The organism is Streptomyces sp. NPDC005303 (genome assembly GCF_040607335.1).
In the GTDB taxonomy this organism is placed as follows: Bacteria; Actinomycetota; Actinomycetes; order Streptomycetales; family Streptomycetaceae; genus Streptomyces.
This window is the reverse complement of the sequence record NZ_JBEXGM010000022.1, coordinates 61569-83245: the sequence shown is the minus strand read 5'-3', so window position 1 is coordinate 83245 and position 21677 is coordinate 61569. Positions and strand designations below refer to the sequence as shown.

The 21677-nt window shown below is 69.4% G+C and carries 25 protein-coding genes and 1 pseudogene; 12 read left to right on the top strand and 14 right to left on the bottom strand.

Annotated elements, in window-relative coordinates; all coding sequences use genetic code 11:
* The first annotated feature begins 146 nt into the window (after positions 1–146).
* The 3 genes from ABZT93_RS27240 to ABZT93_RS27230 are packed head-to-tail and all read left to right on the top strand — an operon-like array spanning position 147 to position 1715.
* Positions 147–755, top strand: a complete 609-nt coding sequence (locus ABZT93_RS27240; RefSeq protein WP_356109435.1) for a recombinase family protein — start codon at positions 147–149, stop codon at positions 753–755.
* Positions 752–1276, top strand: coding sequence for a hypothetical protein (locus tag ABZT93_RS27235; protein ID WP_356109432.1), 525 nt, complete (start codon positions 752–754; stop codon positions 1274–1276). The genes ABZT93_RS27240 and ABZT93_RS27235 overlap by 4 nt, the downstream gene beginning before the upstream one ends.
* Positions 1269–1715, top strand: a complete 447-nt coding sequence (locus ABZT93_RS27230) for a DUF6221 family protein (RefSeq protein WP_356109429.1) — start codon at positions 1269–1271, stop codon at positions 1713–1715. The genes ABZT93_RS27235 and ABZT93_RS27230 overlap by 8 nt, the downstream gene beginning before the upstream one ends.
* A 57-nt stretch (positions 1716–1772) precedes the next feature.
* On the opposite strand, the gene ABZT93_RS27225 is transcribed toward ABZT93_RS27230, so the two are convergent.
* Positions 1773–1952, bottom strand: coding sequence for a hypothetical protein (locus ABZT93_RS27225; protein ID WP_356109427.1), 180 nt, complete (start codon positions 1950–1952; stop codon positions 1773–1775).
* Positions 1953–2020: 68 nt separating this feature from the next.
* Here ABZT93_RS27225 and ABZT93_RS27220 point away from each other — a divergent pair, with 68 nt between their 5' ends.
* A complete protein-coding gene (locus tag ABZT93_RS27220; protein WP_356109424.1) occupies positions 2021–2230 on the top strand; it encodes a hypothetical protein in 210 nt (69 codons plus the stop codon).
* Positions 2231–2234: 4 nt separating this feature from the next.
* Here the strand turns inward: ABZT93_RS27220 and ABZT93_RS27215 are convergent, their stop codons facing one another.
* A complete protein-coding gene (locus tag ABZT93_RS27215; protein ID WP_356109421.1) occupies positions 2235–2498 on the bottom strand; it encodes a GntR family transcriptional regulator in 264 nt (87 codons plus the stop codon).
* Positions 2499–2657: 159 nt separating this feature from the next.
* On the opposite strand from ABZT93_RS27215, the gene ABZT93_RS27210 reads away from it, so the two are divergent.
* Positions 2658–3002, top strand: a complete 345-nt coding sequence (locus ABZT93_RS27210) for a DUF6415 family natural product biosynthesis protein (RefSeq protein WP_356109418.1) — start codon at positions 2658–2660, stop codon at positions 3000–3002.
* Between the two features lie 227 nt (positions 3003–3229).
* Here the strand turns inward: ABZT93_RS27210 and ABZT93_RS27205 are convergent, their stop codons facing one another.
* Entirely contained in the window at positions 3230–3853 is a 624-nt protein-coding gene (locus ABZT93_RS27205) for a GntR family transcriptional regulator (protein WP_356109416.1), read from the bottom strand.
* Positions 3854–4393: 540 nt separating this feature from the next.
* Between ABZT93_RS27205 and ABZT93_RS27200 the strand changes: the two are divergent.
* The 4 genes and pseudogenes from ABZT93_RS27200 to mgt all read left to right on the top strand — a co-directional run.
* Positions 4394–4609: pseudogene (locus ABZT93_RS27200) on the top strand (sugar ABC transporter permease); the annotation flags it as partial.
* Positions 4606–5439 (top strand): carbohydrate ABC transporter permease, encoded by an 834-nt coding sequence (locus ABZT93_RS27195; RefSeq protein WP_356109413.1) that lies wholly within the window; start codon positions 4606–4608, stop codon positions 5437–5439. The pseudogene ABZT93_RS27200 and the gene ABZT93_RS27195, both read left to right, overlap by 4 nt.
* Positions 5439–6713 carry a sugar ABC transporter substrate-binding protein gene (locus tag ABZT93_RS27190; RefSeq protein WP_356109411.1) on the top strand — a complete coding sequence of 425 codons (1275 nt, stop codon included), beginning with the start codon at positions 5439–5441 and terminating at the stop codon, positions 6711–6713. Before ABZT93_RS27195 ends, ABZT93_RS27190 begins: the two co-directional genes overlap by 1 nt.
* A 74-nt stretch (positions 6714–6787) precedes the next feature.
* Positions 6788–7984, top strand: a complete 1197-nt coding sequence (gene mgt, locus ABZT93_RS27185; RefSeq protein WP_356109408.1) for a macrolide-inactivating glycosyltransferase — start codon at positions 6788–6790, stop codon at positions 7982–7984.
* Between the two features lie 73 nt (positions 7985–8057).
* Here mgt and ABZT93_RS27180 read toward each other — a convergent pair whose 3' ends face one another.
* Complete coding sequence (locus tag ABZT93_RS27180) at positions 8058–10322, bottom strand: MMPL family transporter (RefSeq protein WP_356109405.1); 2265 nt, start codon at positions 10320–10322, stop codon at positions 8058–8060.
* 231 nt (positions 10323–10553) lie between these two features.
* Between ABZT93_RS27180 and ABZT93_RS27175 the strand changes: the two genes are divergently transcribed.
* The 3 genes from ABZT93_RS27175 to ABZT93_RS27165 are packed head-to-tail and all read left to right on the top strand — an operon-like array spanning position 10554 to position 12500.
* Positions 10554–11102, top strand: coding sequence for a DUF1697 domain-containing protein (locus ABZT93_RS27175; RefSeq protein WP_356109403.1), 549 nt, complete (start codon positions 10554–10556; stop codon positions 11100–11102).
* Positions 11095–11460, top strand: a complete 366-nt coding sequence (locus ABZT93_RS27170; protein ID WP_356109400.1) for a nuclear transport factor 2 family protein — start codon at positions 11095–11097, stop codon at positions 11458–11460. Before ABZT93_RS27175 ends, ABZT93_RS27170 begins: the two co-directional genes overlap by 8 nt.
* 20 nt (positions 11461–11480) lie before the next feature.
* Positions 11481–12500, top strand: coding sequence for a 2-dehydropantoate 2-reductase (locus tag ABZT93_RS27165; RefSeq protein WP_356109396.1), 1020 nt, complete (start codon positions 11481–11483; stop codon positions 12498–12500).
* A gap of 7 nt (positions 12501–12507) precedes the next feature.
* Here ABZT93_RS27165 and ABZT93_RS27160 read toward each other — a convergent pair whose 3' ends face one another.
* The 10 genes from ABZT93_RS27160 to ABZT93_RS27115 all read right to left on the bottom strand — a co-directional run bounded on the left by ABZT93_RS27160 (position 12508) and on the right by ABZT93_RS27115 (position 21662).
* The gene (locus ABZT93_RS27160; RefSeq protein ID WP_356109393.1) at positions 12508–13242 is read right to left on the bottom strand and encodes a sirohydrochlorin chelatase; all 735 of its coding nucleotides are present in this window, start codon (positions 13240–13242) and stop codon (positions 12508–12510) included.
* Positions 13243–13247: 5 nt separating this feature from the next.
* Positions 13248–14126 carry an ABC transporter permease gene (locus ABZT93_RS27155; protein ID WP_356109390.1) on the bottom strand — a complete coding sequence of 293 codons (879 nt, stop codon included), beginning with the start codon at positions 14124–14126 and terminating at the stop codon, positions 13248–13250.
* Complete coding sequence (locus ABZT93_RS27150) at positions 14113–14892, bottom strand: ABC transporter ATP-binding protein (protein WP_356109388.1); 780 nt, start codon at positions 14890–14892, stop codon at positions 14113–14115. The genes ABZT93_RS27155 and ABZT93_RS27150 overlap by 14 nt, the downstream gene beginning before the upstream one ends.
* 34 nt (positions 14893–14926) lie before the next feature.
* Positions 14927–16033, bottom strand: coding sequence for an aliphatic sulfonate ABC transporter substrate-binding protein (locus ABZT93_RS27145; protein ID WP_356109386.1), 1107 nt, complete (start codon positions 16031–16033; stop codon positions 14927–14929).
* 222 nt (positions 16034–16255) lie between these two features.
* Complete coding sequence (locus ABZT93_RS27140; RefSeq protein ID WP_356109383.1) at positions 16256–17584, bottom strand: GTP-binding protein; 1329 nt, start codon at positions 17582–17584, stop codon at positions 16256–16258.
* 2 nt (positions 17585–17586) lie between these two features.
* On the bottom strand, positions 17587–18525 hold the full coding sequence (cysD, locus tag ABZT93_RS27135) for a sulfate adenylyltransferase subunit CysD (RefSeq protein ID WP_356109381.1): 939 nt from the start codon (positions 18523–18525) through the stop codon (positions 17587–17589).
* Positions 18522–19085: an adenylyl-sulfate kinase gene (cysC, locus tag ABZT93_RS27130; RefSeq protein ID WP_078902735.1), complete on the bottom strand. Its 564-nt coding sequence runs from the start codon at positions 19083–19085 to the stop codon at positions 18522–18524. Before cysC ends, cysD begins: the two co-directional genes overlap by 4 nt.
* Positions 19082–19792, bottom strand: coding sequence for a phosphoadenylyl-sulfate reductase (locus tag ABZT93_RS27125; RefSeq protein ID WP_356109377.1), 711 nt, complete (start codon positions 19790–19792; stop codon positions 19082–19084). Before ABZT93_RS27125 ends, cysC begins: the two co-directional genes overlap by 4 nt.
* Positions 19789–19968, bottom strand: a complete 180-nt coding sequence (locus tag ABZT93_RS27120) for a hypothetical protein (RefSeq protein WP_356109375.1) — start codon at positions 19966–19968, stop codon at positions 19789–19791. The genes ABZT93_RS27125 and ABZT93_RS27120 overlap by 4 nt, the downstream gene beginning before the upstream one ends.
* On the bottom strand, positions 19965–21662 hold the full coding sequence (locus ABZT93_RS27115; protein WP_356109372.1) for a nitrite/sulfite reductase: 1698 nt from the start codon (positions 21660–21662) through the stop codon (positions 19965–19967). Before ABZT93_RS27115 ends, ABZT93_RS27120 begins: the two co-directional genes overlap by 4 nt.
* Between the last annotated feature and the right edge of the window lie 15 nt (positions 21663–21677).

Below are 21677 nucleotides of genomic sequence, written 5' to 3'. Positions count from 1 at the left end.
GGTTGTTCATCAATCGGTCGTTACATGAATACGGGCCGCCGATGCCCGAGCCGAGGGCCGCTCTCGCTCATTCTGTTCATCAAACGGTTCATCAACTGCTACCGTTCAGGAACTCACCCAAACCCTTTGATGAATATGGAGGCTGCATGGCGCTGATCGGGCTCGTCCGAGTTTCAACCGACAAGCAGAACGTGGATCGACAGCACGACGCCCTCGACCCGATCTGCGTCAAGGTCTTCGAGGAGAAGGTCTCCGGCAAGCTGGCCGTCGTCGACCGGCCCGGCCTGAGCGCCGCCCTCGACTATCTGCGCGACGGCGACATGCTGTGCGTACAGGAAGTCGACCGCCTCGGCCGCGACACCCTCACCGGACTCGTCACCCTCGCCGAACTCTTCGAGCGCAACATCTCCGTCAAGGTGCTCGCAGGGGTTGGCGCCGGCGAGCACACCGAGATGAACCTCCTGCTCGAACTCTCCCTCGTGCTGGCTTCCGAGCGACGCCGGGACATCGTCAAGAAGACCAAGGACGGCCTAGCAGCCGCGCGCGCCCGGGGGCGCGTGGGTGGTCGCAGGCCCGTCATGACGGAAGCCCTGACAATCCAGGCCGTGGCTCTGCGGCAGAAGGGCTACACCATCCGGCAGATCCAGCCGCACCTTCGGATCGCCGAGGGTGCGAGCAAGGGCAAGAACCCGAGCGTCGGCGCCATCTCGCAGGCCCTGAAGGCGCACGATGCGGCCGCGGAGGCTGTGCAGTGACCGACCCGAGACCCACGAAGTGGGCCATCGTCCAGCACTGGGACAACGCGCCCGACGATGGCGGCCGCTCCATATTCGCTCCGCACTTCAGCATCGAAGACCCGTGTTGCTTCACGTGCGGTTGGTTCTCCGAGCGATGGAAGGACGGCCGGGTGGAGCAGTCCGAGCCCGGCCCGGACTCCTCGCGCTGCGTGCTGTGCACGCACCCGAAGGGCGACCACGACGGGCATGCCGAGCACCGCGCGAAGTACTCGCCGCTCGTGGCCGGGGACCCGTACTGTCATGCCTGCAACGGGGAGTGCGACTTCGCCGGGCGGCACGAGTTCACGGGCATCAAGCGGGGCTGCTTCTACGGCGACCGGGCCGCGCACATGGTCCGTCGTGTCGGGATCCAGAACAGGCAGACCGCGTGCGGCAGGTGGGTGTGGGACAAGGCCTCGAAGTGGCTGCCTCGCGGCACGAAGATCACGTGCCCGGACTGCACGACTGCGGTCAAGGAGACGGAGGTGCAGGATGGATGACCTGATCGTTTTTCTGCGCGCCCAGCTCGACGAGGACGAGCGGAGCGCGCGCAGAGCGGGCGACAGCTTCCGGCAGATCGGGGAGACCGGCGTCATCGTCGCCACCGAAGGCGACCGGGCGGAAGAGTGCGCCTCCGCGAACTGGGCTGGCGTTGCCGAGCACATCGTCGAGCATGATCCGGCGCGGGTGCTGCGGGACATCGAGGTCGACCGCGAACTCCTCGCCGAGTACCAGCGGCTCCTCCGCGCCCACCAGGCACACCAGAAGGAAGCCAGCCGGATGACGCGAGAGCACGACGACGACCCGACGCGCAGGGCCGCGCTGCGCCGCGAGGCCGACTACCTGCCCGCCATGCTGCACGTCGTGGAGCGGTGGGCGAAGCGCAAGGCGGCGGTGTACGACGGCCGTCCCGGCTACCTGGAGGCGTGGCGCCCGTAGCCCGCGCAAAAGTGGCGCCCCGCCTGAGGTAAGCAGGCGGGGCGCTCGCACGTCACCCTACGCGGCGGTGGTGATCTCCGCCCGCACGGCCTCCACCCATTCCGCCCGTAGCTGCTCGTAGCGTTCCCGGGTGGGCCCCCACAGCCAGCCGCGCGCCTCTTCCAGCACGGCGCGAATCTCCGCGTCCACGACGGCGGCAGACCGCACGGGAATCGGCGCCGGAGGAGAGGGGGGCATGATCCGAGTCTATCGTCGGGCACTGTCAGAGGCTCTGGCGAGGGCGACCGATCTGTCATCCTGGCTGCATGAGCGAACCGATCTACAGGGCACGCTACTGGCGGTACTTCAGCGAGTGTGAGGAAGAGTGCGACACGCTCGACGAGGCGGTCGCCTTCCTTGCCAACGGCTGGGAACGCAGCGAGCTGTCGGCGGTCGAGGTCGTCGGACCCGACGGTTCGGTCGCCTTGGGCGGGGACGAGCTGCAGCAGCGAATGATGACGCTCCTCGGCGCCTGACCGGCTAGCCCTCCTCGGGCGCCTGCCCGACGTAGGTCCCGCGCCCCTGTACCTTCCACACGACCTGCTCCTCGACGAGGACGTCAAGCGCGCGCCGCACCGTGGTCCGAGCAATCCCGTACTCCTGCACCAACCGAGTCTCCGAGGCGATCGGCCGCCCCGGCTGCCAGTCGCCGCGCGCGATCCGCGCCTTCAGGATGTCGGCGAGCTGCCGGTACGGGGTTACAGGCCCCTCGTGATCAATCACCGCATCCGGATCAGTCGCCATGATCTGAAGCTAGGCGTGCCCCCATGGAGCGGCATCTCGGGCTACGTATCGCTACGTCGTGAGACAGAGCGATACAAGTCGGGCTAGCCTGCAATTGCACGGGACCCCCGCGACCGCCAGCAACGGCCCGGGGGCATGGCCGACGAACGGAGCGTCGACGTGAGCCACAGTACGGAGCAACGCCACACCGCACAGCAGGCGCAACTCGACGACCTCATCGCCGAAGCCCGCGACGCGACCGGCATCCTCCCCACGCGTGACCGCTGCCAGGAGATGCACGACCAGCTGCGCGACGTCATCCGGGACCTCGCCGAGCAGGTGCGACGCCGCCTCGACCGCCTGGCGACCGGCACCACGGAATGGGCCCGCTGCGAACAGGCCCTCCTGCAAGCCAGGGATGCGCTCACCGGCAGTCTCGGATCCGGGCTGCGATCCGCCGCACTGCACGTGCAGACCCTCGGCGAGGCCGCGGCCGTGCTCGATGCGTGCATGCACGACGAGTGAGGCTGGCCGGCGCCCAGGGCTGCGACGACCGGGTTGAGGGTGGGCGATACGCGATCATTGACCGGCGTGTCAGGAAAGTCCTGGCCAGAACCTTGGCAAGCGGTTACGCAGTTGAATCGATCGCGCACAATCAGTGCAGATATATGCAGGGAACACGCTTCCCTTACCGGCGGTTTACCGCTTGACTACAAGTCAGGGAGGGGTGGCAGATTATGCCCCCGCCACAGCTATGGCTGCCCTAGCGCAAGCCGGATCAGCCACCGATCCATCGGCAAGAGCAGATCAGCAGTCTCCAGGGGGCGGCCTACATGGTCGAAACGAGTGCGGACGACACGGAACGCGAGCGTGTCCACAAGCAGCCCCAGCGCGTGCGCCTGCCCCTCCTCCAAAGCCACCGCCCCCACCTCGGCACTGAACGCCGCATGCGGCCGACGCCGGCCACGCCACCACGACTCCATCAGCATCGCCGACCGGCCGCCAGGATCCAGGCACTCCACCGCCTCATGCTGCAGGACCGCACCCACGCGGACGCCAAGCCGCTCCGCAAGCTCCACCGTGGCGGGGCGCGAGCGGGTGTCGGTGGTCTCGCTGGCAAACGGCCAATCGGCATCCGCGTCGGTGAGAGTGCGCATAGCAGGAGGATGCGCCACATACACCGCCCGGCGCTCCTCGCCCGCCAGAACGCCGGCCCGACGCAGCAGCACATAGGCGAGGCGCACAGTCTGAGGGTTCACGCCGAGTTCGGCAGCTAGCTCGGCTCTCGAAGGCAGGTCCTGTCCAGGCCGCCACTCCCCGGCAGCGATGCGCCGCTGAATGTCAGCAGCGATCCGCCTGTGGCGTGCTGCTGGCATCGGAACCCCTGCCGAAGATCATGACTTGGAGTCCGACGCTATGGGCCACCCTTGATCCTGGATATATCCAGCAGCCGGATGGGCTGACGGGTGGCGCTTGTCAACTGAAGAAGAAAGGTTTCGGCACCGCGGGGTTCAGGTCCCCGAGGTGTCGAAGGGTCCACTGCCTGGCCGCTGCACCCCCCTTGGCGGTCACGTGGCGGACCTACCCGGGTACCCGGCAATGCGCACGCGGTATCCACCCGAACGAGTGAACCGATCATCGTGATCGATGTGGCGGGTACTCGTTGAATATAGAAGCCGGGCCCGGTTCCCATCCATCGCCTTCGAGGGCGTCCCCAGGGAGCCGGGCCCGGCGCTTTTATGCACTCGCCCCGCCCTCAGTCTCCCACTGGGAAACAAGTGGGAAACGATCATGGCCACGAGTGGCAACACATGACCACGCATGGGCACTCGCGAGGAACTAAGAGGCAGGTAGAGAGGCCGTAGAACTTGAAACCGAGTAGTCACGGAATCACGGAAACGATCAGAACCAACTTCATCTGGAACTTCAACTCGTTCGCCCTGGTGTACGTGCTGACCAGCGGCGGACCCGGCGGCCGCACCCGTCTGCCCATGCTCTTCGCCTACGAAGAGGCCTTCCGCTACGGCCAGTTCGGCTACGCCGCCGCGATGGGCTGTGTGATGGTCGCCGTCATCTCCGTCCTCCTCGCCCTCTTCCTGGTCGGCCGACTCCGGGGAGGTGACGAGGCATGAGGACCAGCGCCACCGGCCGCGTCGGCCAGTACGCCGCCCTCCTCGCCTATCTCGTCTTCCTCGCCTTCCCCTTCCTCTGGCTGGTCTCCACCGCCTTCAAGTCCCCGCGAGAGCTGGGCAGTCTGCACCCCACGTGGATCCCCCGGGAGCCCACGCTCGACAATTTCCGGCAGGCCTTCGACGAACAGCCCCTGCTGCGCGCCGCCGGGAACTCCCTGCTCGCCGCGCTCACCGCCGCCGTGATCGCCGTACTGATCGCGACTCCGCTCGCCTACGTCATGGCCCGCCACCGCACCCGGCTCGCGAAGGCCGCCACGGGCTGGGTGGTGGTCAGCCAGGCCTTCCCGCTCGTACTGGTGATCATCCCGCTGTTCCTGGTGCTGAAGAACCTCAGGCTGATCAACTCCCTCGCGGGCCTGGTGCTGGTGTACGTCGTGTGGGCGCTGCCGTTCGCGCTGTGGATGCTCGTCGGATACGTCCGTGCCGTGCCGACCGAGCTGGAGGAGGCGGCGGCCGTCGACGGGGCCGGGCGCCTCAGGACCCTGGTGTCGGTGACGGCGCCGCTGCTCGCGCAGGGAATCGTGGCGACGGCGCTGTTCGCGTTCATCACCGCGTGGAACGAGTTCTTCTTCGCCCTGGTGCTGCTGAAGACCGCCGACAAACAGACCCTGCCGGTCGTCCTCACCCACTTCATCGGCGCGGAGGGAGTCGCGGACCTCGGCCCGCTGGCGGCGGCCGCCTTCCTCGCCACCCTGCCGTCGCTGGTCATCTTCGCGATCATCCAACGCCGTATCACGGGAGGCATGTTGGCCGGGGCGGTGAAGAGCTGATGCGTGCGCGATGGTTCGCAGGGGTCCTCCTCCTGCTCCTGGCCGGGTGCACCGACACGAGCACCTCCGACGACGGCCGCGTCACTCTGCGCTTCCAGTCCCTCGCCTGGCAGGAGGAGTCCGTCGAGGCCAACCAGGAACTCGTGAAGGAGTGGAACGCCACCCACCCGGGCATCAAGGTCGAGTACGTGCAGGGGAGTTGGGACAGCGTCCACGACCAGCTGCTCACCTCCTTCGAGGGCGGCGAGGCGCCCGACATCATCCACGACGCCTCCGACGACCTCGCGGACTTCGCCTACGGCGGATACCTCGCGGACCTGAGGAGCCTGTTGTCCCGGCGGCTGAAGTCGGACATCCCGCAGCGGAGTTGGCAGTCCGCCACCTTCGGCGACGGCGTCTACGGCGTGCCCTTCCTCCAGGAACCGCGGGTCCTCGTCGCCGACGCCGAGTGGCTGAAGGAGTCCGGTGTACGCGTCCCCACCCCCGAACACCCCTGGAGCTGGGGCGAGTTCCGGCGGATCACCGAGCAGCTCAGCGGCGACGGGAAGTACGGCGTGGCCTGGCCGCTCAAGGAGCCCGTCTCCGCGACCCTCAACCTGTCGTTGTCGGCGGGCGGACAGCTCTTCCACCGGGACGCCGACGGAAAGGTCACCATCCGCTTCGAGAAGGCCGACGAGACCGTGCCCCGCACGATCCACGACCAGGCGAACACCGACCACAGCGCCTCGCCCACCACGCTCGGCAGCGGCGGCTCCGACACCCTGCCAGGCTTCTTCGGCGGCAAGTACGCGATGGTCCCGCTCGGGTTCTCCTACCGTCAGCAGATCGCGCAGCAGGCGCCGAAGGGCTTCCGGTGGCAGGTGCTGCCGGCCCCGGCCGGCACCGACGGGCTCACCCAGGGAGTCAGCCCGCAGACCCTGTCCGTCGCCGAGGACAGCCCGCACAAGAAGGAGGCCGCCGAGTTCATCGACTTCCTGCTCCGGCCGAAGAACATGGTCCGGCTGGCGCTGGGGGACTGGATGCTGCCCACCGGAACCGCGGCCCTGAAGGGCCCCGCCCTGCACACCGCGAAGGACGGCTGGGCGACGGGGACCGCCCTCGCCTCACACCTTCGGTCGGCCCCCGCGCAGTCCGTGCGGGGTTATCCGGAGTGGAAGGACAAGGTCGCCACCCCCGCCTTCCAGGAGTACTACAGCGGGTCGATCGGCCTCGGCGAGCTGCGCACACGCCTGGAGGAGGACGGGAACCTGGTGCTGGCCCGCTACCAGCGCTGAGAAACGGGAGGCGCGGCTCCCGGCGACCGAAATCGGCTTGCACGAGACGTCTCGTCTCGTGCAGAGTGGCCGCCATGACCTCACACATCGCCATGTTCTCCATCGCCGCCCACGGTCACGTGAACCCCAGCCTCGAGGTGGTCCGCGAGCTCGTGGCGCGCGGGCACCGGGTCACGTACGCCGTCCCGCCCCTGTTCGCCGGGAAGGTCGCCGAGACCGGGGCCGAGGTGAAGCCGTGGAACTCGACGCTTCCCGGGCCCGACGACGACCCGTCGGCCTGGGGCACCGAACTGCTCGACCACGTGGAGCTCTTCCTCGCCGACGCGATGCAGGCCCTGCCGCAGCTCGCCGAGGCGTACGACGGCGACGAACCGGATCTCGTCCTGCACGACATCACCGCGTACCCGGCCCGCGTCCTCGCCCACCGCTGGGGCGTGCCCGCGATCTCCCTCTCGCCGAACCTCGTCGCCTGGCAGGGCTACGAGGAGGAGGTCGCCGAGCCCCTGTGGGCCGAGCCGAAGAGCACCGCACGGGGGCAGGCCTACTACGCCCGCTTCCAGGGCTGGCTCCGGGAGAACGGGATCGGCCTGCACCCCGATTCCTTCCTCGGGCGGCCCGACCGCTCCCTCGTCCTGATCCCCAGGGCGCTCCAGCCGAACGCCGACCGGGTCGACGAGAGCGTGTACACCTTCGTCGGCGCCTGTCAGGGGGACCGCGCCTCCCAGGGGGAGTGGCGGCGCCCGGAGACGGCCGGGAAGGTGGCCCTCGTCTCCCTCGGCTCCTCCTTCACCAAGCGGCCCGACTTCTACAAGGAGTGCCTCGAGGCGTTCGGCGACCTCCCCGGCTGGCACCTCGTGCTCCAGATCGGCAAGCACGTGGACCCGGCCGAACTGGGCGCCGTACCGGACAACGTCGAAGTGCGCTCCTGGGTACCGCAGTTGGCGGTCCTCAGGCAGGCCGACCTGTTCGTCACGCACGCCGGCGCGGGCGGCAGCCAGGAGGGACTGGCGACCGCCACGCCGATGATCGCCGTACCGCAGGCCGTGGACCAGTTCGGCAACGCCGACATGCTCCAGGGGCTCGGGGTGGCCCGCCGGATCGACACCGAGGAGGCCACCGCCGAGGCGCTGCGCGAAGCCGCCCTCGCGCTCGTCGACGACCCCGAGGTCGCCCGCAGGCTCAAGGAGGTCCAGGCGGAGATGGCACAGGAGGGCGGCACGCGCAGGGCCGCCGACCTCATCGAGGCCGAACTGGGCGCGCGCCGGGCATGAGTGAGGGCCCGCTGGCTCCCCGGTGACCAACGGGCCCTCAGTACAAGGGGGTTCAGCCCTCACTGCGGAGGGGTCAGACCCTCAGTGGCTCACCCTCGTCGTCCCGCGCCGCGGGCGGGGCCACGGCGTCAGCGGCCTCGTCGTGGGTGAGGTCGGGCAGCCGGTTCAGCCACTGCGGCAGGTACCAGTTGCGCTCGCCGAGCAGCGCCATGACCGCCGGGAGCAGCACGCCCCGGATGATCGTCGCGTCGATGAGCACCGCGGCCGCGAGGCCCACGCCCATCTGCTTCATGGACTGCATGGACAGCGTCCCGAAGATCGCGAACACGGCGACCATGATGACGGCGGCGCTGGTGACGACACCGGCCGTGGTGACCACCCCGTGCTGGATCGCGTCCTTGGTGCTGCGGCCCCGCAGGTGCGCCTCGCGGATCCGCGAGACCACGAACACGTGGTAGTCCATCGACAGGCCGAACAGGATCACGAAGAGGAACAGCGGCAGCCAGGTGATGATGGCGCCGACGCCCTCCGCGCCCACCAGGGACGCGCCCCAGCCGTGCTGGAAGACCGCGACGAGGATGCCGTAGGCGGCGCCCACCGACAGCAGGTTGAGCACGATCGAGGTGATCGCGACCGTCAGCGAGCGGAACGACAGCAGCATCAGCACGAAGGCGAAGACCACGACGAACGCGAACACCGGGACGACCGCTCCGGCCAGTTGGTCGTTGAAGTCCTTGGAACCGGCGACCTGTCCGGTGATCGGCGCCTCGACACCGTCGACCTTGCCAAGGGTGGCCGGACGTACCTCGTCACGCAGCTTGTCCAGGCTCTGTCCGGCCTTGTCCAGGTCGGAGCCGCCCACCAGCGGGACGTACACGAAGGCGAGGTTCTGCGCGTCGTGCAGCTTGATCTCGACCGGGCCGCGCGAGGCGCCCGAGGAGATCGCCTTCGCCTTGAAGTCGGCCAGCGCACCGGTGACTTCGGGAGCGTTGATGTCGGCCGCCTTGACCACCACCTCGGCCGGCTCGGAGCCGCCGGGGAAGGCGTCGTTGACCCGGTTGTACGTCTGCACGATCGGCAGCGAGTCGCCGAACTCCTGGTCCAGGGTGAGGTTCTGGGTCTTCATGCCGAGCGCGGGCGCCGCGATGGCGAGCAGCGCGCCGGCCGCGACCACCACCGAGACGACGGGCTTGGCGAGGACGCCCTTGAGCACGGCCGTCCAGAACCGGCTCTCCCGGTTGCCGCCCCGCTTGCGGCGCAGCCGGCTCTCCGGGTGCAGGAAGGGGATCTTGCCCTTCTCGACCCGCCCGCCCAGCAGCGAGAGCAGCGCGGGCAGCACGGTCACGGAACCGACCATGGCGACCGCCACGACCATCAGCGAGGCCAGACCCATCGCCTCGAACTCGGCGAGCCCGGTGAACAGCATGCCCGCCATCGCCACGCACACCGTGACACCGGAGACGATGATCGCGCGGCCACTGGTGGCGGCGGCGATCCGCAGGGCCGTCTGGGCGTCCCGGCCGGCCTGCCGCTCCTCGCGCTCCCGGCGCAGGTAGAACAGGCAGTAGTCGACGCCCACGGCCAGGCCGACCAGCAGCATCACCGAGTTGGCGGTGTCGCTCATCGGCATCACATGGCTGACGACGCCCATCAGGCCCATCGTTGCCATGATCGCGGTGACCGCCAGGGCCACCGGCAGCAGTGCCGCCACCAGCGCGCCGAACGCGATGAGCAGGATGCCGAGGGCCACCGGCACGGCGGAGAGTTCGGCCTTCTCGAAGTCGTCGCCGAACGCGTCGTCGAACGTCTTCATCATGCTGGCGCCGCCGATCTCCTCGATCCGCAGCGACTCGTGCTCCTTCTGCACCCCCTCGACGGCCTTCAGCACCGGCTCGACCCGCTCCCCGGCGGTGTCCGCCTCGCCGCGCATGTCGAACTGCACGAGCGCGCTGCGGCCGTCCTTGGAGATCGTCCTCGTGTCGTACGGCGAGGTGACGTCCGTGACCTTGCCGGTGCCCTCGACCGCCTTCACGACCGCGGAGACGGCCGCCCTGAAGTCGGCGTCGGTCGCCTTGCCCCCGGCGTCCCTGGCCTGGATCAGGACCGTCTCACTGGCCGGCTCGTCGATCCCGGCGTCCTCGATGATCTTCGCGGCGGTGTGGGTCTCCCCCTTGAGCTGATCGCTGTCCTTGACGTCGACCCGGCCCGCTGCCGAGCCGAGTCCCATCGCCAGGACGACGAACAGCACCCAGATACCGACGGCAGCCCATCGGTGGCGTGCGCTCCAGCCGCCGGCCCGGGCGGCCAGGCCACGCACCCTTGTGTCTCCGTTCCCCATGACGGGCTTGCCCCCTTGTGAGCGGTGGCAGCCCCCTGCCGCCACCTTTCGCTTCGAAGGTATGAGCTGGATAAACCCGTCTCGTCGTGCTGTCCGGTGAAGTGCGGGGGCCCTCGGCTCCTCCCAAGGGACCGCGCGCCCTCCGTACTGGGGAGGATCGTGACCCTTACATCTAACGAACCTTCTGCGGGGCGGCGATCGGGGTCAGCGGCGCCGTCCTAGGGTGGGCGCATGACGACGACGTACGCGGCGCTGCTGCGCGGAATCAACGTCGGCGGCAGCAGGAAGGTCCCCATGGCCGACCTGCGCACGCTGATGGAAGGCCTCGGCCACGACGGTGTACGCAGCTACCTCCAGAGCGGCCAGGCCGTCTTCACCGCCGACCACGGCGACGAGGACTCCCTGGCCGCCGAGCTCACGGGCGCGATCGAGAAGCGGTTCGGTTTCACGGTCGACGTGATCGTCCGCGACCACGCCTACCTGAAGTCGATCGCCGACAACTGCCCCTTCCCGGCCGCCGAACTGGAGGGCAGGCAGCTCCACGTCACCTACTTCTCCGCCCCCGTCGACGCGGACCGCTTCACGGAGATCGACCGGTCGGCCTACCTCCCCGAGGAGTTCCGCCTCGGCGACCGCGCCCTGTACCTGTACGTCCCGAACGGCCTCGGCCGCTCCAAGCTCGCCGAGCAGCTGTCCAGGCCGAGGCTGAACAAGGGCGTGATCGCCACCAGCCGCAACTGGAACACCGTCGTCAAGCTGGTGGAGATGACGGGTGAGTGACCGGGGCCCCGCCGTGGAGACGGCCGTAGAGAGGGAGTTGAGGCTCCTCGACCCCGAAGTGCGCGCGTCGCCGGAGCTGGTGGGCGCGCTGCTGCACCCCGAGTTCCACGAGTTCGGCGCGTCCGGGCGGCACTGGGACCGCACGTCCGTCATCGCCGCCCTCGCCGGGGCCGGTGAGGAGGCGGCCGGCCCGATCGTGGTGTCCGGGATGAAGGGCGTCGAGCTCGCGCCCGGTCTGGTGCATCTCGTCTTCGACACCGAGTCCGACGGCAGGCGCGCGCACCGCAGTTCGCTGTGGCGGCTCACACCGAGCGGGTGGCTGCTCTACTTCCACCAGGCGACGCCGTTCGCGGAATGACGGTGTGCGAGGCTCGTGCCATGCGCTACGTCATCATCGGGGCAGGGGCGGTCGGCGGGGCCGTCGGCGGGCGGCTCGCGGGGGCCGGGCACGAGGTCGTCCTGGTCGCCCGTGGGGCGCACCACGCGGCGCTCAGGGACGGTGGACTGCGGCTGAGAGTGCCGGACGGCGAGTTCACGTACCGGCTGCCGGTGGTGGACGGGCCGGCCGGACTCGGTGCCCTGCGCGCCGATGACGTGCTCGTCCTCGCCGTGAAGACCCAGGACACCGAAGGTGCCCTCGACGCCTGGGGCCCGGCCCCGGTCGAGGGCGGCGGCACAGCGGCCGAGCGGCTTCCGCTGCTGTGCGCGCAGAACGGCGTGGAAGGGCAGCGCGTGGCCCTGCGGCGCTTCCGGCATGTGTACGGCGTCTGCGTCTGGCTGCCGGCGACCTTCGTCGAACCCGGAGTCGTCTCCGCCGCGGGCAGCCCGCTCACCGGCATCCTGCACCTGGGCGTCCATCCGCACGGCACGGACGAGACGGCCCGGCGGATCGCCGCCGACCTGGAGAAGTCGAGGTTCGAGGCACCGGTCGTGCCGGACCTCGCCCGCTGGCAGTACGCCAAGCTGCTGTCCAACCTCGCCAACGCGGTCGAGGCGGTCATCGGTCCCGTCGAGAGCGAGGAAGCCCTGGCGCTCGTCGACCGGGTACGGGCCGAAGGCGTGGCCGTGCTCGACGCGGCCGGAATCGCGTACGCGAGCTCCGAGGAACAGCGCGAGGTCCGCGGCGACAAGGTCACCCTGCTGTCCCCCGACGGCACTCCGCGCGGCGGCGGCTCCTCCTGGCAGTCCCTCACCCGCGGCACCGGCACCATCGAGGCCGACTACCTCAACGGCGAGATCGTCCTCCTCGGCCGCCTGCACGGCGTACCGACCCCGCTGAACGAACTCCTCCAGCGGCTCGCCAACACCTACGCCCGCGAACGCAGACAGGCCGGGTCGATGCCGGTGGCAGAGCTGGTACGGCTGGCCGACGAGGCCGTCGCGGCCGTAGGGGAGTAGCGCCGCCTCAGGCGCTCATCCGCAGCAGCACTCGCGCCGACGCGCTGTCGTAGCGCCGCAGCAGCACCCGCGCCACTTCCGGCGCGGGCCCCAGCACCTCGGCCAGGACGTCCGCCTGCGCCGCGCCCCGCGCGATCCGGTCGGGCAGGAACCCGGGGGCGAGGACGTACGGCGCCACGGCCACCTTCGCGCAGCCCAGAGCCCGCAGTTCCCGCACCGCGTCCTCCGTGCGAGGCAGAGCCGCGGAGGCGAACGCAGGCCGCACGGCGCACCAACCGGTGTGCCGCCACTCCCGCGCGATATCAGCGATCACTGCGATCGCCTCCGGGTCGGTGGACCCCGCCGAGGCCAGCACGACCCCGGTCGAGGACTTGTCGGCGGGCGTCAGCCCCGCCTCGTAGAGCCGCCGTTCGAGCGCCGACAGCAGGAGCGGCGACGGGCCCAGCACCTCCGCCTGGCGGATCCGCAGCTCCGGCGGCGCGTCCCTGAGCACCGCGGGGATGTCCGCCTTCGCGTGGAACGCCCGCGTCAGCAGCAGCGGCAGCGCTACGACGTCCCGCACACCCTCCGCCGTCAGCGACTCCAACACCCCCTGCACGGAGGGGACGTTGAAGTCCAGGAAGCCCGTTTCCACCCGCACGCCGGGGCGCATCGCGCGCACCCGGCGGACGAGAGCGTGCACCGTCGCGGCGTGCCGCGGGTCGCGGCTGCCGTGGGCGATGACGAGGAGGACGGGCTTCATGGGACTCAGCCCTTCACCAGCAGCCCGCGGCTGCGCAGCACCCACCGCTCCAGCGGGCTGAAGATGAGCAGGTCGATCGCGATGCCGACGAACAGGATGAGCAGGATCGCGAGGAACACCGTGGCCATGCTGCTGTTGGTGCGGCCCACCTCGAGGAGCTGGCCGAGGCCCATGCCCATGTCCGGCGACTGGGCGATGATCTCCGCGGCCATCAGCGAACGCCACGAGAACGCCCAGCCCTGCTTCAGACCGGCCACATAGCCCGGCAGCGCCGCCGGCATCACGATGTGCCAGGTGCCGCGCAGGCCCGTCGCGCCCAGGGTGCGGCCCGCGCGCAGGAACAGCGGGGGCACCTGGTCGACGCCCGACACCAGACCGTTGGCGATCGACGGGACCGCGCCGAGCAGGATCACCGTGAACATCACCGAGTTGTCCAGGCCCAGCCAGATCACCGCGGGCGCGACCCAGGCGACCGACGGCAGCGACTGGAGGCCGGACAGGATGGGTCCGAACGCGGCACGGACGAACTTCACCCGTGCCACCACCAGGCCCAGCGGCGTACCGATGGCCAGCGCGAGCAGGAAGCCCAGCAGGCCGCGGGAGACGCTCCCCCAGATGTAGGAGAACAAGGTCCCCTTGAGCCACTGGTCCTCGACCTCGCCCCAGACATCGGAGGGGGAGGGCAGCTTCGACGGGTTGTCGACGACCGGGTAGAGAAGAGTCCAGGCCACCAGCACCACGGCGACGGCGATGATGGGCGGAAGGATCTTGTTCTTGAAGGTCTGGCTGAAGGGCGTACGGCCGGTGGCCGTGGTCTCCAGCGCGTCGAGGCCCGCCTCGACGCTCCCGGAGTCCTGCGCCGGTGTCGTCTCAGTGCTGGCCATGACGGCGGATCTCCCCACGCAGTTCTTCGGTGATCTCACGGGCCAGTTCGGCCACGGGCGCGTCCTCGATGCGGCGCGGCTGCGGGATGTCGACCGTCCACTCGCGGGCGATCCGCCCCGGACGGGACGACAGCAGGATCACCCGCTGCGCGAGCCGTACCGCCTCGCGCACGTTGTGCGTGACGAAGAGGACGGACACGCCGGTCTCCGTCCAGATCCGCGTCAGTTCGTCGTGCAGCACGTCCCGCGTGATGGCGTCGAGGGCCGCGAACGGCTCGTCCATCAGGAGCAGGTTGCTCTCCTGCGCGAGCGCGCGGGCCAGTGCCACGCGCTGGCGCATACCGCCCGACAGCTCGTGCACGCGCTTGCCGTACGCGCCCTTCAGACGGACGAGTTCGAGGAGTTCCTCGGTCCGCTCGCGCCGTTCGTTCTTCGGAACTCCCCTGAGCTTGAGGGCGAGTTCGATGTTCTTGCCCGCGGTCAACCACGGGAAGAGGGCGTGTTCCTGGAACATCAGGGCCGGGCGGCCCTCCGTCGCGATGGTGCCGACGGTCGGCTTGTCCAGGCCGGCCACCAGGTTCAGCAGGGTGGACTTGCCGCAGCCCGAGGCCCCCAGGAGGGTGACGAACTCGCCGGGTGCGACATCGATGCTGATGTCGTCCAGGACGAGCTGCTGCCCGCCCGGTCCTGCGAAGGACTTCGAGACATGCTCAAGGCGAGCGGCGTACTCCACCGACTCCTCGGCCTTGGCGAAGGTCGTTGCCATGGTCGTCACCTCCTGGGAACTCGTCGGGCGGGGATCAGCTGGCGCCGAGACCGGCGTCGTCGACGGTGCTCTCGCCCTCGGCCTTGAGGACCTTGTTGAGGAGCGTGAGGTCGTAGATGCCCTTCAGGTCCGGCTTCTCGAGGAGGCCGGCCTTGACGGCGTGCTCCGCCTCGGTGTTGAGGGTGGCGGCCAGCGGGTCGTTGGTGAACTGGATCGACTTCCAGGCCGGGTCCAGGACCTCGGGCTTGAGCGCCTTGCCGGAGTCGGCCTCCAGCTGCTTGTTGGCCGCGGCCTTCGCCTTGTCGGAGTTGGCGTTGATCCACTTGTTGGCCTCGACCGAGGCCTTCAGCACGGCCTCGACGGCCTTCGGGTGCTCCTTGAGGAAGGCCTGCCGCACGATGATGTTCGTGATGACGAACTTCTTGTCCGGCCACAGCGAGGCCTCGTCGAGCAGTACCTTGCCGCCCTCCGCGACCAGCTTGGACGCGGTCGGCTCCGGCACCCAGGCGCCGTCGATGGCACCGGACGCGTAGGCGTCCGGGGTGATCTTGTTGTCGGTGCGGACCACCGACACATCGCCCTTGCCAGTGTTCGCGTCGACCTTCCAGCCCTGGTCGGCGATCCAGTTGAGGAACGCCACGTCCTGGGTGTTGCCGAGCTGCGGGGTCGCGATCTTCTTGCCCTTGACGTCCTTCAGGGACTTGATCTTCTTCGGGTTGACGACCAGCTTCACACCACCGGAAGCGGAACCACCGATGATGCGCAGGTTGGTGCCGTTCGCCTTGGTGTAGCCGTTGATCGACGGGGACGGGCCGATCCAGCCGATGTCGATCGAGCCCGAGTTGAGGGCCTCGATCTCCGAGGGGCCGGCGTTGAAGATCTGGTACGCGGCCTTGGTGGCCCCCAGCTCCTTCTGGAACAGACCCTGCTCACGGGCGACGAGCGCGGTCCCGTGGGTCAGGTTGCCGAAGTAGCCGATCTTGACGGAGCCGAGACCGTCGATCTTGGACGAACCGGCGGCGACCTTCTCCTTGGCGTTGTCGGCCGTGGAATCGGACCCGTAACCGCAGGCGGCGAGGGTGAGAAGGGGAAGCGCGGCGATGACCGCGAAACTGCGGCGAAGAGCGGATGAAGCAGGCACGGGAGGTGTTCCTCTCGGAGGCCCGGCGGTCACGGTCTCTCAGGTCGTGGCCGGGAGGTCGGCAGGTCTGCGTCTACGGCTGTGGGGGGACGGGGCGCGCAAGCGGTGCGCGTACGTCAACGCACACATCGCGCCACTCCGCCCTGCCCGCTGCCGAGCGCGCCGCTGCCTACGCGGCCGCCCTCCTTCGCGAACGTGGAGTAGTAGTCGGTGGAGTTCATGTCAGAAGTCCCACCCGTCGTCCTCGGACTCGTCCTTGACCGGCTCCGGGGACGCGAACGACTCGCCGACCATGCCCGCGGTGAGCGTGGTGCCGTCGTTCGGGTCGATGAGGATGAACGAACCGGTGCGCCGGGAGTCCGAGTAGGAGTCCACGGGCAGCGGCTCGGCGGTACGGATCTTCACCCGGCCGATGTCGTTGGCGACGAGCTGTCCCGGATGCGGGTGCAGGGACAGATCGGCCAGCGTGAGCCGGGACGGGATGTCCTTGACGATCGCCTTGACCGTGCGGGTGCCGTGCTTGAGCAGCACACGGTGGCCGACGGTCAGCGGGGCGTCGGCCACGTGGCAGACGGTCGCCTCGATGTCCTGGGTGGTCGGCGGGGCGTCCTTGCTGGGCACCAGCAGGTCGCCGCGCGAGATGTCGATGTCGTCCTCCAGGAGGATCGTCACCGACTGGGTCGTCCAGGCCACGTTCACCGGCTCACCGAGCAGGTCGATCCCGGCGATCTTCGTGGAACGGCCCGACGGGAGCACGGTGATCTGCTCACCGACGCGGAAGGAACCGGCGGCGATCTGACCGGCGTAGCCCCGGTAGTCGGGGTGCTCGGCGGTCTGCGGGCGGATCACGTACTGCACGGGAAGTCGGGCGTGGCAGTGGCTCAGGTCGTGGGTGACCGGGACCGTCTCCAGGTGCTCCAGGACGGTCGGGCCGCCGTACCAGTCCATGTTCGCCGACGGCTCCACCACGTTGTCCCCGGCGAGCGCCGAGATCGGGATCGCGGTGACCTCCGGGACGCCCAGCTCGAGCGCGTACGCCGTGAACTCCTCGGCGATCGCGGCGAAGACGGACTCCTGGTAGTCGACCAGGTCCATCTTGTTGACCGCGAGCACCACGTGCGGCACCCGCAGCAGCGCCGCCAGGGCCGCGTGCCTGCGGGTCTGCTCGACGACACCGTTGCGGGCGTCGATCAGGATCACCGTCAGCTCGGCCGTGGAGGCACCCGTCACCATGTTGCGGGTGTACTGCACATGGCCGGGGGTGTCGGCGAGGATGAACCGGCGCCTGGGCGTGGCGAAGTAGCGGTAGGCCACGTCGATGGTGATGCCCTGCTCGCGCTCGGCGCGCAGACCGTCCGTCAGCAGCGCGAGGTCCGGACCCTCGGCGCCCCGGCTCGCCGACGCGCGCTCCACCGCCTCCAGCTGATCCGTGAGGATCGACTTGGAGTCGTGCAGCAGCCGGCCGACGAGGGTCGACTTGCCGTCGTCGACGGAGCCGGCGGTCGCGAACCGCAGAAGGGTCGTCTCGGTGAGTTCCGTGGTGGTGCTCATGCTTAGAAGTACCCCTCGCGCTTGCGGTCTTCCATCGCGGCCTCGGACATCTTGTCGTCGGCGCGGGTGGCGCCCCGCTCGGTGAGCCGGGAGGCGGCGATCTCCGTGATGACCTTCTCGATGCTGTCGGCGTCGGAGTCGACGGCACCCGTGCAGGACATGTCACCGACGGTCCGGTAGCGGACCAGGCGCTTCTCGACGCTCTCGCCGTCCTTGGGGCCGCCCCACTCACCGGCGGTCAGCCACATGCCACTGCGCGAGAAGACCTCACGCTCGTGGGCGAAGTAGATCTCCGGCAGCTCGATCCCCTCGCGGGAGATGTACTGCCAGACGTCCAGCTCGGTCCAGTTGGACAGCGGGAAGACGCGGACGTGCTCACCGGGTGCGTGGCGGCCGTTGTACAGGTTCCACAGCTCGGGGCGCTGGCGGCGCGGGTCCCACTGGGAGAACTCGTCGCGCAGCGAGAACACCCGCTCCTTGGCGCGGGCCTTCTCCTCGTCCCGGCGGCCACCGCCGAAGACCGCGTCGAACTTCTCCGCCTGGATCTTCTCCGTCAGCGGGAGGGTCTGCAGCGGGTTGCGGGTCCCGTCCGGACGCTCCTTGAGCACACCGCGGTCGATGTAGTCCTGGACGGACGCCACATGGAGGCGCAGCCCATGTGCGGAGACCACACGGTCGCGGTACTCAAGGACCTCGGGGAAGTTGTGTCCGGTGTCCACGTGCAGCAGCGAGAAGGGGATCGCCGCGGGGGCGAACGCCTTCAGCGCCAGGTGCAGCATGACGATGGAGTCCTTGCCGCCGGAGAACAGGATCACCGGCCGCTCGAACTCGCCCGCCACCTCACGGAAGATGTGCACCGCCTCGGACTCCAGCGCGTCCAGGTGGGACAGGGCGTACGGAGCCTCCGTGCCCTCGTCCAACTTGGCAACGGTCGTCGTCATGCCAGTCCCCTCTCGGTGAGCAGCGCGTGGACCGCCGCCGCGGACTCCTGGACGGTCTGGTTCTGCGACTCGATCCGCAGATCGGGCGTCTCGGGCTCCTCGTACGGGTCGTCGACGCCGGTCAGCCCGGAGAGTTCACCCGCGGCCTGCTTGGCGTACAGGCCCTTCACATCGCGTACGGAGCACACCTCGACCGGAGTCGCCACATGGATCTCCACGTACGCGGCACCGCTCTCCTGGTGGCGCTTGCGCACCGCGTCACGGCTGTCGGCGTAGGGCGCGATGACCGGGACCAGCGCCTTGACGCCGTTGCGGGCGAGCAGTTCGGCGAGGAAGCCGATGCGCTGCACGTTGGTGTGCCTGTCCTCGCGGCTGAAGCCGAGACCCGCCGAGATGAACTCGCGGATCTCGTCGCCGTCGAGCACCTCGACGAGGTGGCCCTCCTCGCGCAGCCGGCCGGCCAGCTCGTACGCGATGGTGGTCTTGCCGGCACTCGGCAGACCCGTGAGCCAGACAGTGGCTCCGGTCGTCACGTGCAACTCCTTGGTAGATGTCGTCATCCGTGCAGCCCGCACTCGGTCTTGGAACGCCCGGCCCAGCGGCCGGCGCGCGCGTCCTCGCCCTCCAGGACACGGCGGGTGCAGGGGGCGCAGCCGACGGACGCGTAGCCGTCCATCAGCAGCGGGTTCGTCAGGACGCCGTGCTCGGTGACGTAGGCGTCCACGTCGTCCTGGGTCCAGCGGGCGATCGGGGAGACCTTGACCTTCTGCCGCTTCTCGTCCCAGCCGACGACCGGGGTGTTCGCCCGGGTCGGGGACTCGTCGCGGCGCAGACCGGTCGCCCAGGCCAGGTAGTCCTTCAGGCCCCGCTCCAGCGGCTCGACCTTGCGCATCTTGCAGCACAGGTCGGGGTCGCGGTCGTGGAGCTTCGGGCCGAACTCCGCGTCCTGCTCGGCGACCGTCTGACGCGGGGTCAGCGTGATGACGTTGACGTCCATCACGGCCTCGACCGCGTCACGGGTGCCGATGGTCTCCTCGAAGTGGTAGCCGGTGTCGAGGAAGACGACGTCGACGCCCTTGAGGACCCGGGAGGCGAGGTGGGCGACCACCGCGTCCTCCATCGACGAGGTCACGCAGAAACGCTTGCCGAAGGTGTCGACCGCCCACTGGAGGATCTCCAGCGCGGAGGCGTCCTCCAGATCACGGCCCGCCTGCTCGGCGAGCGCCCTGAGATCGTCGGTCGTGCGCTCTTCCTGAATCGCGGTCATATCTGGTCTCCCGCTGCGTCGGTGGGCTGAAGGCCCCGGGCGAGCAGCCCGAGGAACTTCAACTGGAATGCGCGGTTGCACGCCGCGCATTCCCAGGCGCCGTGAGACTGCTCGCTCGGACGCAGATCCTCGTCGCCGCAGTAGGGGCAGTAGAAGGGGGCGGCCCGCTCGCTCACGACAGGGCCTCCTCGCTGGCGCGCGAGGCCCAGGCGGCGAAGCGCTCGCCCTCCTCGCGTTCGGCCTGGAACCGCTTCAGGACGCGCTCGACGTAGTCGGGCAGCTCCTCGGAGGTGACCTTCAGGCCACGCACCTTGCGGCCGAACCCGGCCTCAAGACCGAGCGCGCCGCCCAGGTGCACCTGGTAGCCCTCGACCTGCTCGCCCCGGTCGTTGAGGACCAGCTGGCCCTTGAGACCGATGTCCGCCACCTGGATACGGGCGCAGGCGTTCGGGCAGCCGTTGAGGTTGATGGTGAGCGGCTCGTCGAAGTCCGGGATGCGGCGCTCCAGTTCGTCGATCAGCTGGGAGCCGCGCGCCTTGGTCTCGACGATGGCGAGCTTGCAGTACTCGATGCCGGTGCAGGCCATGGTGCCGCGCCGGAACGGGGAGGGCTTGGCGGTGAGGTCGAGCGCCTCCAGCGCCTCGACCAGCGGCTGGACCTGAGCCTCCGCGACATCGAGGATGATCATCTTCTGTTCGACGGTGGTCCGGACCCGGCCCGAGCCGTGCGCCTCCGCGACCTCGGCGATCTTCGTCAGGGTGGTGCCGTCGACACGGCCGACACGCGGGGCGAAACCGACGTAGAACAGGCCGTCCTTCTGGCGGTGCACGCCGACGTGGTCGCGCCAGCGGCCCGAGGGCTCGGCGGGCGCGGGACCGTCGACCAGCTTGCGCTTGAGGTAGTCGTCCTCCAGGACCTGGCGGAACTTCTCCGGGCCCCAGTCGGCGACGAGGAACTTCAGCCGGGCACGGGTGCGCAGCCGCCGGTAGCCCCAGTCACGGAAGATGCCGACCACGCCGGCCCACACCTCGGGCACCTCCGCGAGCGGCACCCAGGCGCCGAGCCGGACGCCGAGCTTGGGGTTGGTGGACAGGCCGCCGCCGACCCACAGGTCGAAGCCGGGGCCGTGCTCGGGGTGCTCGACACCGACGAACGCGATGTCGTTGATCTCGTGGACCACGTCCAGGAGCGGGGAGCCGGAGATCGCCGTCTTGAACTTGCGGGGCAGGTTGGAGAACTCGTGGCTGCCGATGTACCGCTCGTGGATCTCGTCGATCGCCCAGGAGCCGTCGATGATCTCGTCCTCGGCGATGCCGGCGACCGGCGAGCCGATGACGACACGCGGGCAGTCGCCGCAGGCCTCGGTGGTGGAGAGACCGACCGCCTCCAGGCGGTTCCAGATCTCGGGGACGTCCTCGATGCGGATCCAGTGCAGCTGGATGTTCTGCCGGTCGGTGACGTCCGCGCTGCCGCGCGCGAACTCCTCGGAGATCTCGCCGATCACGCGAAGCTGCTGGGTGGTGAGGCGTCCGCCGTCGATCCGCACCCGCAGCATGAAGTACTTGTCGTCCAGCTCCTCCGGCTCCAGGATCGCGGTCTTGCCGCCGTCGATCCCGGGCTTGCGCTGGGTGTACAGGCCCCACCAGCGCATGCGGCCGCGCAGGTCGTTGGGGTCGATCGAGTCGAAGCCGCGCTTCGAGTAGATCGTCTCAATGCGTGTCCGCACATTGAGACCGTCGTCGTCCTTCTTGAACTGCTCGTTGCCGTTCAGAGGGGTGTGGTGCCCCGCGGCCCACTGACCCTCACCGCGGTGACGGCTCACCTTGCGGCGGGGCGCTGCGGCGGCAGGGTTCTGCGGGGTGGCGGCCATGGTTGTTACGTCCTT